This is a genomic window from Allobaculum fili (assembly GCF_020969955.1).
Lineage (GTDB): Bacteria > Bacillota_I > Bacilli_A > Erysipelotrichales > Erysipelotrichaceae > Allobaculum > Allobaculum fili.
The window spans coordinates 16,184-29,608 of record NZ_JAHDSX010000002.1 but is presented as its reverse complement, the minus strand read 5'-3'; the positions used below and the strand labels follow the sequence as shown (position 1 = coordinate 29,608).

6 protein-coding genes and 1 other annotated feature are annotated in these 13,425 nt (G+C 52.8%); all 6 genes read right to left on the bottom strand.

All coding sequences use genetic code 11. The features are described from left to right. Window positions 1–110: 110 nt before the first annotated feature. Window positions 111–7,073 carry an NPCBM/NEW2 domain-containing protein gene (locus Afil_RS00855; RefSeq protein WP_230266641.1) on the bottom strand — a complete coding sequence of 2,321 codons (6,963 nt, stop codon included), beginning with the start codon at window positions 7,071–7,073 and terminating at the stop codon, window positions 111–113. A gap of 441 nt (window positions 7,074–7,514) precedes the next feature. Continuing rightward, on the bottom strand, window positions 7,515–8,798 hold the full coding sequence (gene obgE, locus Afil_RS00850) for a GTPase ObgE (protein ID WP_230266640.1): 1,284 nt from the start codon (window positions 8,796–8,798) through the stop codon (window positions 7,515–7,517). A gap of 77 nt (window positions 8,799–8,875) precedes the next feature. After that, window positions 8,876–9,160 carry a 50S ribosomal protein L27 gene (gene rpmA / locus Afil_RS00845; RefSeq protein WP_230266639.1) on the bottom strand — a complete coding sequence of 95 codons (285 nt, stop codon included), beginning with the start codon at window positions 9,158–9,160 and terminating at the stop codon, window positions 8,876–8,878. Between the two features lie 46 nt (window positions 9,161–9,206). Next, entirely contained in the window at window positions 9,207–9,515 is a 309-nt protein-coding gene (locus Afil_RS00840; protein WP_230266638.1) for a ribosomal-processing cysteine protease Prp, read from the bottom strand. After that, the gene (rplU, locus tag Afil_RS00835) at window positions 9,515–9,817 is read right to left on the bottom strand and encodes a 50S ribosomal protein L21 (RefSeq protein WP_230266637.1); all 303 of its coding nucleotides are present in this window, start codon (window positions 9,815–9,817) and stop codon (window positions 9,515–9,517) included. The genes Afil_RS00840 and rplU overlap by 1 nt, the downstream gene beginning before the upstream one ends. 14 nt (window positions 9,818–9,831) lie before the next feature. After that, window positions 9,832–9,905: a sequence feature (ribosomal protein L21 leader region), on the bottom strand. Window positions 9,906–10,153: 248 nt separating this feature from the next. Continuing rightward, window positions 10,154–13,258 (bottom strand): DNA polymerase III subunit alpha, encoded by a 3,105-nt coding sequence (locus Afil_RS00830; RefSeq protein ID WP_230266636.1) that lies wholly within the window; start codon window positions 13,256–13,258, stop codon window positions 10,154–10,156. Between the last annotated feature and the right edge of the window lie 167 nt (window positions 13,259–13,425).

Below are 13,425 nucleotides of genomic sequence, written 5' to 3'. Positions count from 1 at the left end.
CAGTTTTCTCTGCAGGCGTGAACCGCCGCAATTTGCTTCAGACATTCTGGTTCGTCAAAAGTGGTGGAAAAAGTCTAAATCCTCCAGAACGTCTGGTAAGCACGAATGAATTACTTCGTCAGCAGACTCTTGTCGGGCGTCAGGCGCAGAGCCAGCTCTTTGGAAGCCAGATCTTTAGCCATTGCGTCAATCTCCTGCTGCGTTGTGTTCTTACTGGTTTTGAGCAGTTTTGCCAAGGCCAGCGTATCGGTGAAGGCTTTCTTGCCGGTATCGGAGTAGGATGCCAGTTTTGCGTTGATCGCATTGCCCTTATCAATCGCCGCATTCAGAAGCGTCCAGTCAAGTTCCGGTGTCGGCTCTTCGTCTTTGGTCCACTTCGCGTAAAGCGTGGTTTCGGCTGCCGGCTTCTCGGTTTCGAAGCTGAACGCATTCTGGCAATCCGCATCGGTATACCAGCCGCTGAACGTATAGCCTTCGCGTTCTGGATCAGCCGGTTTTTCAACAGGGGATCCGGCAACGTAGAGCGCTTCACTGCTCTGTTCGCCCTCAATCTGCGTATCGAAGGTTACACCGATAACCTGAATCTTGCTTTCGGCAGGTTTACTGTCAAGCGTTCCGGATTCTTCGCTGCCGTTGGCAGTAACGGTCCAGGTCCAGGTACCTTTGCGGGTCAGACCGGTCGGCATGGACGTTTCGCTTCCCGGCATTTCGAAATGCATGCCGTTTGGCATGGTGATGCCTACGGTGTAGCCATTTGCGTTTTCTACCGCATTCCAGCTGAGGGTAGCGCCCAGTACACCGTTTTCACGGGACGGCGTCGCCGTCAGTCCTGTTGGAGCCGGGAGCTTGCCGTCTGTGCTTTCGAATACGGCCAGGATCGAAGCGGTGTCGGCTGCGATCTGGTACGTGTATTCCGCATCCGTACTCAGTTCCGTTCCATCGGCTTTGGTCCAGCGAACGAAACGGGATCCTTCGGCTGCTTCCGCTTTGACGGTTACCCACTGACCGGCGGCCAGATCGCCTTCCGATGCAGTCACCGTTCCGGTTCCGCTGCAGGATGGATCAATTTGAGCGCTCAGATGGAGCGGGGTTTCCGCTTTCTTCGTCAGTTTGGCTTCAGCCCAGTCGGCATGCGAGTTGGAGTTTCCGTCCGCGCGGTTGGTAACGCGCAGCGTCAGCGTCTTCGTTCCGGCTGGAATATCCACGTCGATTTCGCCGTACTTCATTTCACGCGTCTGGTTGTCGACCGAGCCAAGTTCTACACCGTCGGCCAGAACCGTAAACTTGACTTTCGGGCTGGCCGAAGCGGCTTCCTTGTCCAGTCCGACTTTGGAATAGAAGTGATCGAGTCCCTGCTTGCCGCTCAGATCGATATCGATATCTACATCTCCGCTCGCGGCAGAATGCGTACCGATCCCTTTGGCGAATGTAACATCTTTCGTTCCGTCAAAGAGGGTCAGCACATTGCCTTCCACACTGAGATCACGCTGCGGGTTGTGACCGGACCAGCCGGTTTCGGCTTTCGTCCAGGGCAGTTCCGATGCGTAATAGCCGTCGGCTGGCGTGAGGGTGAAGCTGTACGTCTTGGTCGCCGACGCATCGGGGCTGGTGACTTTGACTTTGATCTCGGTTGGATCTTCAGCCGAGCCGTTTGTATTCCAGGTTACGCTGCCGGTTCCGCTCTTAATCAGCGTGTCGCCCTTGAAGACTTCAACTTTCGCATTGGCGTTGGTCGCGGTGAAAGTGAACGGAATGAGCAGACCGAAATGCGAACCCGTATACGTGTCAACGGCTTGATCAAAGGTTTCGGTAAGGGACGCATTCGCTCCGAAATCCACGCCGCTCAGGCTGCAGTCTGCGTTTGTCGCTTTGTAGACGTTGACTTCGACATAGTTCGGCATCTGGAGTGCCTCGCTGTGGCAGACGACAATCACTTTATTCGGGCCGTCCTTAAGATCAATCATCGGGTTGTCGAGCTTCTTGCCATCGAGGAAGTATTCGATCGTGCTGCGCTTCGAATTCGCTTCGGCTTCGATAGCCGCGCTTGTGGCCGTGGAATCGACATCGACGCGAACCTTTCCGTCTTCTGGAATTGCGACTTCTGCACCGTTGACTATAAGGGTCTTGACCGACTGGTCGCCATCGCCGGAGCGGAATACCTGCAGACGGTAATCCTTAATCGTTCCGTCTTTAGCGGTAACGAAAATTTCGAACAGGTTGAAGCCGGCGTACAGTTTTACATCATCCGCCTTGGCATCGACCGGCTTGTTGTTGAAGCTGACTGTGACTTTGGCATCCGGTGCAAGGGCTGCGAAGTCATAGGAGATCGTCTCCTGATCTTCATCCGCGAACAGATACCAGTACTGACGGGAAAGCTCGAGACTGCTGAAGTCTTTTGCGTCAGCGACTTTGACCTGGGCTTTGCCAAGACGTGTTTCACTGCTTTCCTTGGTTGCTGCAGGATTTTCCACTTCCTGAGCGTTCTTAATGAGTACCGCAGCCGATTCTGCTGCTGGACCTACGATGCCGTTTTCAACGGTATAGGCGAGAACACGCAGATACTTTCCATTCAGTTTGTCATCGTACTGCGCATTGTCGCCATGCAGGCCGGTCTCAACCGTCCACGGACCGTCTAAGCTGCCGGCGCTCTGCCATACGTAGGAAATCGAACCATTGGCACTGTCTGTATTTGCCGATGCATGGAGAGTCTGCGATTCTTCATCGTCCGTAACCGAAACTGAAGTCGGTGCGGCAAGTTCAACTTTCCTTGTCAGGGCAAAGGCTTTGGTCTCGCCATTGCTGGTAATGGAAAGATCGCTGAACGTCGTTACCGGATGACTGTCGTTGTTTCCAGTCGCTGTGGCCAGAGCGATGGTTCTCTCACCGTCGAGGAAACTTGTGTCTGTATTGGAAGAAATCGTCTTGAAGGTAGTTCCGTCCGTACTGTAGGCGGCTGTGATCGTACTGCCGTCTCGACTGAGGCGATACCAGACATTATCTATGTGGGCCATGCTTGGAGCGGTATCTACATTGCCGTCATCCCAGTATTCAGCTGCACTCTGATTTACTTCGCGTACAAGCGCCATGACTTCTCGTTCATTACTTGTATTTGAACGGCTCTTTCGTTCCACGGAAATATAGTTGTCCGCATCTTTGAAAAGGTAGAGACCGCTCGCACCCCAGTAGCCGGAGCCCTGCGGCGCATTTGCTTTGACATCAATGGAGAAGTGCTCAGCATCAACGCCATCTGGGAGTTCAAACGTTACTACATGACCCGGAGTCTGCTGCTGATACAGACCAAAGTGCCAGTGAGCCATGCTCAGTCCGGATTCACCTGGAACAATACCCGAAGCGGAGGAGTCTGCGCTTGCTCGATGTGCGATCGTTACGCCATCGGCCAGTCCATAGGCTTCTTTTTCGATTTTTACCAGCGTGCTTGCACTCGCACTGCCCGTCGTCGCAGTAACAAGAACCAGACCGCTGGAAACGCCGCTCAGCACACCGGTGCTTTCATTGATCGTGGCTGCCGTTGTGGCCTGACCCGTAAAGGCGTCACAGACACTCCAGGCGATGCTTGCATTTTCATCCGAAGCCGTAGCGGTAAAGGTCGCGTTTTCTCCTGCTTTGACAGATTCTGCAGGCGTATTAATCGTTACGGTATGTTTCGCTTCTGTCTGTACCGCTGCGGTTGTTACTGGCGCAGACAGAGCCGAACCTTTTTTCTGATAGACTTTGGCGCGAATAAATTTGCCCGCCAGGCTGTTGCCGACCGCCGGCGTAGTTCCGGTCAGCGAATCGGCCGGTGTCCATGGACCGTCTTTGCTGTCTGCCTTTTCCCAGAGAACAGCAAGTTCGGTACCTGCACTCTGGCCTTCGGCGCTGACGGAAAGCGTCTTGCCGTTCAGTGCGCACGAAGCGGAAGTCAGAGCAGGAAGCGTATTTTCCTGTGTAAGCGCAATATTCTTCACCGTCTCGCCGCTCGTTACGGTGAGTCCGGAATAGGTAACAAACGGTACAGGCGAGACAGCGTTCGATCCAGCCGCCAGTGCAATCTTGAAGTCATCTCCAAGGAATGCGCCGTCTACCTGACCGATCTTGTTAAAGGTTTCGCCGTCCTTGCTGTAGTAGCCTTCGATCGTAGTGTCTTTCTTAACGATTCGATACCATACATCCGCAGCGGTGTTCAGGTTTTCACCGTCGCCTTCCGTGCCGCCATTCCACGTTTCCGCTGCATGTTGACTGACTTCGCGGACCATGGCCATGCGCTCGGAGACATTGCTCGAGCCGTCGCGGCTCTTCTTTTCTACTGAGACGTAATTGTCCTGATCCTTAAAGAGATACAGGCCGCTGTAGCCCCAGTTTCCGTTGCCGTCTGGCGTGCTGGCTTTTACTGTTACAGTAAAGTCTGTTTTATCGATACCTTCTGGTACTGCCGTTCCCAGCGTATGTGCAGCGGCCTGCTGCTGATACAGACCAACAGGAAGCAGAGGCATTTTGATCGTGCCGTCGCCATAAACGACACGCGACAGGTCCGAATCACTTTCGGCTGCGTGCAGAACGCTCAGCGCATCGCTCAGTTTGTATTCACGCGCACCATTGATCTGGATCAAGGTACTTGCGGAAGTGCCTGCAGCTTTTGCCGTTACGCGGACGATGAATGTTGCATTGCCGGCGGTAAGGGTGCCGTCTTCGGTAATGGTTGCCCCATCGGTTTCCTGTCCGGTAAAGGCGTCGCGAACGATCCAGGAAACTTTCGTTCCTTCTTCAGCACCGGTTACTGTGGCGCTCAGTTTGGCGGTGTCTCCGCCGTTGAGGACCGTTTTATTGCTGGATACGGCGATCGTCGCATCCGATGTGGACGCATCGCCGGTAACGGTGATGGTTTTGCTTCCCATCTCGAATTTACGGGTTCCGCTGATGACATAGCCGGTAATGGTGGCTTCACCTGGGCCTTCCGCAATCAGGTTGCCGGCGGCATCGGTGGAAATCACGGATGGATCGCTGGAAAGATAGTAGGCTTTGGCATCTTCCGGCAGGTTCTGGTTCAGAGACGCGCTGGTCTGGTCGGTGGATGTGACGTCAGCCGCATTTGTTCCTCCGCCAAAGTCAATGCCCGGGCGCAGCTGCGGATCATAGGTGTTGCCTTCAAATTTAATATTCGAGCAGCCGTTAAAGGAGAACAGGTTGGAAGTATACTTGTTCATTTCCATTGTGGCTGTCGGAACCATCGTATCGCCCACTGTCATCTCATCGCTTGTGGTTGTGAAACTGAGCGAAGAGAACGGCTGCGAGCGAAGAACGGTATTGTTCTTGAACGTGATGCCTTCGGTACTCTTAGCGTCCAGTACTTTATGGCCTTCGGTATAGAACGTATTGTTTTCAATGTTGATGTTGTGATGAACCGGCTTGTCCTTGGAAACGTTCGGGTTAGTCGGATCAATGAAAATGTCCTGTGAGTTGCCGTTGATAAATGTGTTGTTATAGATGTTCACATTGGTCGAACGGCCAGATTCATACCAGGACTGACCGTCACAGGAAATGTAAATGCCCGCCATGTTCATGCGGTTGAACATGTTGTCATGAATCTGGACATTGCCGCGGGTCGTACAGAGAATTCCGCGCGTCGGCGAGGCGTCAAAGACGTTGTCATGAATGTCGACATCCGGCGTATAGGAAATGTTTTCGGTCAGGTAGTTGTTGGCGGTAATGCCAGCGGGCACCGCCTCATCGAGCGTCAGGACGATGCGGCCCAGAGAACCGGTATTTTCTCCGATCCAGCCGCCTTTGCCATCCGGAGAGCTGACTGCCGTAACTGTACGGGTAGAATTGGCTACTGGCGCCATGCTTCCCTTTTCGGAGAACTCAATCTTGTCGCCGACAAAGTAGTTCGGAAAACCGGATGTCTCGTTATGCTGGTATTCCACGGTGACTTTGTTTCCATCTACGTTTGTGACTTTCAGAAATGTTCCATGCACGTTGATCGGGTCATCGTGCGGATTGTGGAACCGGGAGTTCTTGATCGTGATTTTTCCTTTGACACCGGAAATGTTGATGTCATCGGCACTTGAGGACGTTGCGCGTCCGGAGTTGTCCGGCGTATCGAAGATAACGCCGTCCAGCGTAATGTCTTCGCACATCTGCACGATGATGCCAAAACCGTGAACGTAGTTTTCTTCGATGTTCTGCAGGGTGACGTTTTTGGAATACGCCAGCGTTCCTGCGGTCTGATCGCGCAGCGTGTTGCGGGTTTGATAAACGCGGCCAGCCGGAATGTCCGGCATGGAAGAATAGTGGATCTTAAGCATGTGGTTTCCAAGATCTTCAATGCTTGAAGCACCGGAACGAGGATCCGAACTTCCGCGCCACGCATCGCCGCTTACCGCGTCAAAGCTCTGGGTATAGCTGTATGAGTTCGCCTGAGTCCAGTACGGCTGACCGGTATAGGGCGATTTGTCTGAACTCCAGTTGATGTTCGTTCCATCCAGAGTGTAGGTCAGACTTTCCGGAATGTGGTACGTGATCGTTTTTGCAGCCTGGTCCACCACAACCGCAGTCATTTCCAGACAGGTTGGTGCCGCGTAATCGATACTGAAGTTTTTGAATACGACATTTTCCGAAGAAATCGACGCATACGGCGTCATCTTGCCGTGGTAAACAAAACGGGAACCGTTGCCGTCGATGGTAACGTTCTGCATGTCTTCAATACAGATTCCGATGGTGCGCTGCGATGCGCTGGTATTCGCACCGGTTGTGTTGGACAGGTAGAGCAGTTTTTTCGTGGCCTTGTCCGGGTAGAAATTGTATTCGCCCTTTGGAAAAGAAAGCGTGACAGACTCGCCTGCATCCGTCTTTTCCTTGGCCGCAGCAATGGCCTCGATGATGGCAGGGGAACTGTCCTTGTATCCGGACGGATCCGCACCGTATTCCGTGACGTCAATAACTTCGCCGGTCAGTGCGTCATCCTGCCCGGCTCTGGCTTCGTTGGCTACGGCCGGGATGGTCGTCGTTAACAGCGGACTGGCGCCGAGCAGCAGCGAAAGAAACGCGCTGGTCAGCTTAGCAGCTTTTTTCATTTTTACTCCTTCTTTTTTCTCCGGTTTTCGACATTCAAATCCATATTCTTTTGCGGTTTTCTCTGTATTTTGCCCGAACAGAGACTGCCTGAAAAAGAAAAAAACAGCCCGAATACTTTTTCAATATGAATAGACATATCTGCCAAAAACGCTGGACTTTGTTCATTCTTGATTTACATCTTAGGGAAAGTGGAATGATATCCTTTACATTTTAACTTTAAAAAATAGCAGAAAACAGATCCCTTTAGTGAAATGCCTTGCAGATTTTAGAAAAGCTCGCCTTTTCAATAGGTAAAAGGCGATGAACGCAAAAAAAGCCGAGAGGAAAACAATATTCCTTTCGGCTTGAATCTGCACGGACATCATCCATTTTTACCAGAAACTGTTTTTCCGTTCTGGGACAGACGACCTGTTATTAAACATTTAAAAGTATGGGGAAAACTAGTTTTCCAGGAATTCGAACTCGTAGCCTTCGAGTTCCACCACGTCGCCGTCTTCCGCGCCGGCTTCGCGCAAATGCTTATCGATGCCAAGGAAGCGCATCTGATTGGCGAAGTTGTAGAAGTCCTCATCTGTATTGAGCTTGTCGAGATTGAAGTTTTTCTTGATGAGCGGTCCATAGACTTTGTAGCGTCCAGGAGCCGCCTGCTCGATCGTAAAGGGCTTCTCTTTTTCGGCGAACGTATACGTAACGCCCTGATCCTGCTCGTTTTCGTCAAGGACCGGGAAAACCGGCGTCGTCTCGAGCAGATCGGCCGCTTTGCGCAGTACCGGATCCAGGCCTTCGTGAATGAGGGTCATCGTCTCAAAGACTTCGAGATCCGGATAGGCTTCCTTGAAGCGGCGCAGATTTTCCTGTGCATGTTCTTCGTCCATTTTATTGGCGACCACAATCTGCGGGCGTTCAAGCAGACGCAGATGGTAGTTTTCGAGTTCCTTGTTGATATTGGCGTAATCCTGTACCGGATCACGGCCTTCTTCGCCGCCCATGTCGATGACATGAATGATAACGCGGCAGCGTTCGATATGACGAAGGAACTGATGGCCAAGGCCCTTTCCTTCGCTGGCGCCGTCAATCAGCCCTGGCAGGTCCGCCATGACAAAGCTGCGGCCGTCCTTGGTCTGGACTACGCCGACGTTTGGCGTAATGGTCGTAAACGGATAATCGCCGATTTCCGGGCGGGCACGCGATACAGCGTCCAGGAATGTAGATTTGCCGACCGACGGATAGCCGACGAGGCCGACATCCGCAAGGGTGCGCAGTTCGACGATGACATCGAATTCTTCACCTTCCTTGCCCGGCTCCGCATAGCGCGGCGCGACGTTGCGGGACGATTTAAATCGCGAGTTTCCGCGTCCGCCCTGGCCGCCTTTCGCGACAACCTGCTGCTGATGGGCTTCCGTCAGATCGGCCAGAATCTGGCCGGTATCGGCACGCTTGACGATTGTGCCGAGCGGCACTTTAACAATACGATCGCAGGCGTTGGCGCCGTGCATCCGCTTGTTCTTTCCCTTCTCCCCTTCCTGGGCACGGATAATCCGGTTGAAACGCAGATCCAGAAGGGTGACCATACCGGGATCGGCTTCAAAGATGACGCTGCCGCCATTTCCTCCGTCTCCTCCGAAAGGACCTCCATTGGCAATATATTTTTCGTGTTTGAACGACACGAGTCCATCGCCGCCCTTACCGGCTTTGACGTGAACTTTGACCTGATCTACAAACATGCTGGTACCTCACTCTCCTGATCATCATATTTCATACATGAAAAAAGAGCCTTGGACAGGCTCAATTTAATGTTTGCTTAGTCAACTGGGTAAACAGAAACTTTCTTTCTTGTTTTGCCGAGTCTTTCGTATTTAACAACGCCGTCAACTGTAGCGAAGAGCGTATCGTCGCCGCCTCTGCCTACATTTGTTCCGGGATGAATTTTAGTTCCGCGCTGACGGTAGATGACAGCACCGGCCAGACATTTCTGTCCGTCTGCGAGTTTCGCACCAAGGCGTTTGGAGTGCGAATCACGGCCGTTCTTTGTCGAACCTACACCTTTTTTGGAAGCGAAGAACTGAAGGTCCATATTAAAACGCATGATTTTACCTCTTTCTCTTCGGATGATTGAAATATAAAGCTGCACGTTAATCCGTTCCCAGCTGGATGTGCTTTGGATACGTCTGCGCCATGCACTGAAGCTGAAGCGCAACCATGTCCAGAGCCGTCTGCAGTTTCTCACTGCTCGTCTGAACATCGATGAGAATGCGGTTGTCTTCGCAGACAAGCCGGCAGGCTTCTGGGAACATTTCGTCGATCGCGTTTAATGCGGATATGGAAATGGCTGATACGCCGCAGCACACCAGGTCTTCTCCGTATGGAGCCGACAGAGCGTGTCCGGTAATCTTAATTTCCTGAATATCCGTGCCGCGCCGAGCAATACGGATCCGAATCATTAAGCCTGAATGGATTCGATTTTAACGCGCGTATAGGGCTGTCTGTGACCCTGTTTTCTGCGTGTGGAAGATTTTTTCGGGCGGTATTTCACGATCGTGATTTTCTTGCCTTTGCCCTGTTTTTCAACCACGCCGGTTACAACGGCGCCCTCCACGAAGGGTTTGCCGATTTTTCCGTCTGCGTACAGAACTTTGTCGAATGTTACGGTTTCACCTTCCTGAGCGTTCAGTTTTTCTACCCAGATTACGGATCCGTCTTCAACCTTGATCTGTTTTCCGCCGGTTTCGATAATTGCGTACATAGATGGTCTCCTTTCCGATTCTTGATACTCGCCATGAAGGCGGGCTTGTCGCCGCTTTAAAGCCTCTTCTGTGCGGTTGCAAGTCGTGAAGACTGCAACAGACATATATTAATGATTCCTTATGTCCGCGTCAAGTAGGTAAATTGAGCCTTTAGGCAAAGGCGAATTGCTTTTTTGGCATTGGCCGCGAAGCCAGCCGCCGAAAGGGTTTTCGTTTCTTTTTTGGATTCAGCATCCTGATTTTTGAGTTTTTTTCTGCTTGATTCTTCTTAGTTCTGCCTTTCGTTATCTGTTTGTACCGGCTCGAATCGTTTCAGACCGGTACGACTCATTGGCTCAGCGCCGTCGGACTGGACCAGAACTGAGCGGCAGAAAGTGGAGTTCAAAAATCGCCATGGACCCTTCCCTTCGCTGATCCATCCTGCCCTGGGCGACCACAAACGCACCGTCTTTCAAATCGTCCTGCGCTCTGGCATACGTCGTGGGCATGACAGCGCCTTCCATCTGTCCGGTATCGTCATCGAGCGTAACGTAAGCCATTGTATCGCCTTTCTTCGTCTTATGCAGGTGGATGCGGGAAATCATGGCGCAGATGCGTAGGCTCGTACCACCTTTGAGACGGCCTGCAGCCGCAATCGATACGAGGGATCGATCCGATGCGCGAACGCCTTCCGCCGGATGCGGGCCGCTCAGAAAGCCGAGCACGTCCTTTTCGTGAACGATTCGTCTGGCTGGATCGACGGGAAGTCTGGCGACGATCGGCGCGGAAACGCCGGCCAGACGCCACCCGCCGCCTTCGGGATCCAGCATGGCCAGATCGCCCAGACGAAGAATTTCTTCCAGCGCGGCTTCCAGACTCTCGCGGTTGATGCCCATTTCATCAAAGGCACCGGTCCGAACGAGGCTGACGATCTGCTCGTCCTTGATTTTCAGTGCGGAAAGACGCAGCACCGACATGACCGGATCCGTAAAGGGGCCATGTTCCTGGCGCTCCTGTTCAATCTTTTCAGCCTGCTGTCTCGAAAACGTACGGACCTGGGTAAGCGGAATCCGAAGCGCGTTGCCTTCGATCTGATAACGGGTACCGGAGCGGTTGAGCGATACTGGCAAAACGCGAATGTGCCGATGGGCGGCTTCGCCCAAAATGCTGGCGAGTTTGGCACCGGACTTGCCCGTGTAATCGAGCAGGACCTGATAAAACGACAGCGGGTAATGGGTTTTCAGCCACGCCATCTGGTAAACGATCAGACCGTACGCGTACGAATGCGACTTGTTGAAGCCGTAGTCCGCAAACTGTTCCATGATTTCAAATATTTTGTCAGCCTGTTCGGCTTCAATTCCCTGCTTCTGCGCCCCTTCTACAAAGCGGCTTTTCCAGGCTTCCATCGTTTCGCGTTTTTTCTTGGACATCGCCTTTCGCAAAATGTCCGCCTGAGCCAGAGTAAATCCGCCCAGAATTCTTGCGGCTTCCATAATCTGCTCCTGATACAGGAAAATGCCGCCGGTTTCGGCCAGAATCGGATCGATCAGCGGATGGATCGACTGTCTGGCCCGCGGGTTGAAACGGGCGTTCAGATACGTATCGATGCTTTTCATCGGGCCCGGTCGATACAGCGCCAGAATGGCGGCAATATCTTCAAAGCGTTCCGGCTTGAAGCGCAAAATGAGCTGACGAATGCCAGAACTTTCCAGCTGAAAGACGCCCAGCGTATCGCCGGTGCGCAGCAGCGCATACACTTGCGGATCGTTTAAAGGCAGATGGAGCGGTTCGATCACCGGACCGTTCTGGCGCTGAATTTCCTGCAGGATTTCTTCGATCATGCTTAAGTTGCGCAGCGCCAGAAAGTCGAATTTGATCAGACCAATTTCTTCGAGATGTTCCATCGAAAACTGAACGGCAGGGACGCTGCTGCCGTCGTCCATCATCGGTGCCTGTTCGGTAATCACATCCCGCGCCAGCACAATACCGCCGGCATGAATGGACGTATGTCTTGGAAAGCCTTCAATGGCGCAGGCGGCGTGATACAGCTTTTTGAGCGAGGGCGAATTCTCTACCAGCGAAGAAAACGCGCGGCTTTGTGCATAGACCGACGGCAGCGTTTCGTTTGGCATCGTCGCCGCAATCGCCGTCAGCTTGTCCGCTTCCCGTACGCCAAGACCTAATGCCTTCGCGCAGTCGCGCAAAGCGGCACGCGCTTTTAATCGGGAGAAAGTCACGATATGGGCGACATGGCCTTTTCCATAGACGGACTGTACGTATTCGATCACTTCATCGCGGCGGTTATCCGGAAAGTCGGTATCGATATCCGGCATGGAAATACGCTCCGGATTGAGAAAACGTTCAAAGAGCAATCCGGACTGAATCGGGTCAACGTGCGAAATGCCCAGCACCCACGAAACGAGCGATCCGGCCGCGCTGCCTCGTCCGGGACCGACGAGAATTTTGCGGGAACGCGCTTCGCGAATGAAGTCCCATACGATTAAAAAATAGTCCGCAAACCCCATGGACAAAATGACATTCAGCTCATGATCAAGCCGCTCGCGATACACTTGCGCGTTGACCGTTTTTCCCTGCAGCCGCTTTTTCAGACCGGCCAGACACAGCTCGCGCAAGTAGTCTTCACTGCTCAGATTTACCTTGTTGACAAACTGCGGCAGACTTGCTTTGGGCAGACGGTAGTCTTCAATTCGGGCGGCAATCGTTTCCGTGGCTTTGAGATCGTCCGCGTCGTAGAGCGATTCCATTTCGTCTTCTGTTCGCCAGTAGCGGCCGCTTCGTACCCGAATGTCGGGATGGTCGATCACTTTCTGCTGATTGATCGCCTGCAGAAGGCGCAGGGTGCGCTCATCTTCCGGTTTTTCGTATTCAATCCGGCTGAGCGCAACGGTCGGGATCTCTTTGAATTGGGCACGCTTTTTGAGCTGTTCATCTTTCTGACGGAAATACGGTGAATCGTGAATCGACATTGCGATATAGAGATCGTCCGGATCCAGGACAAAGGATTTGAGCGTATCGAGCAGTTCATCCAGAAGGTCTTCATTTGGCTCATGAGCGAGCGTTTCGAACACGTCGTCGCCGCCTGCGTTCATGAGAATACAGCCGTCGACATACGCCTTCATATCGTCGAGTTCAAGCGGCGTCGAGTCAGACATCAGTCGGGTAGAAAGCAGATAAAGCGAATGCAGACCCTGTCCGTTTTTGGCCAGCAGCAAAAAGGAAATCGGCTGATTTTTCCAGTTTGTCTCGACTTCCAGTCCAATGATCGGCTTGAGTCCGGCTTCTTTTGCGGCATGCACAAAAGACATCGTCGCAAACATCGAACGATGATCGGTCAGGGCCACAGCCGTCTGATGATTTTCCTTGGCGAGGCGAATGATGTCGTCAATATCGAGAACCGCCTCGAGCAGCGAATAGCGTGATCGCGTATGAAGATGAATCATAGACCTAGTTTACCATTTCTCAAGAACTCCACAAAAAGGCGGCTATTCCCGCCTGCCGAACGGATATGCTGGCCAGAACGGACGCCGGACAGAGTGCTTGGCAAAAGCCTGTCGAAAGCCGACACAACGGCGTGAAAAAAGGCTGTCCGCTCTGAGTTTTCCCAGGT

Bases quoted from the DNA above. Each gene is read 5' to 3' on its own strand.
- Afil_RS00855 (WP_230266641.1), bottom strand. From the start codon at position 7,073: ATGAAAAAAGCTGCTAAGCTGACCAGCGCGTTTCTTTCGCTGCTGCTC.
- obgE (WP_230266640.1), bottom strand. From the start codon at position 8,798: ATGTTTGTAGATCAGGTCAAAGTTCACGTCAAAGCCGGTAAGGGCGGC.
- rpmA (WP_230266639.1), bottom strand. From the start codon at position 9,160: ATGCGTTTTAATATGGACCTTCAGTTCTTCGCTTCCAAAAAAGGTGTA.
- Afil_RS00840 (WP_230266638.1), bottom strand. From the start codon at position 9,515: ATGATTCGGATCCGTATTGCTCGGCGCGGCACGGATATTCAGGAAATT.
- rplU (WP_230266637.1), bottom strand. From the start codon at position 9,817: ATGTACGCAATTATCGAAACCGGCGGAAAACAGATCAAGGTTGAAGAC.
- Afil_RS00830 (WP_230266636.1), bottom strand. From the start codon at position 13,258: ATGATTCATCTTCATACGCGATCACGCTATTCGCTGCTCGAGGCGGTT.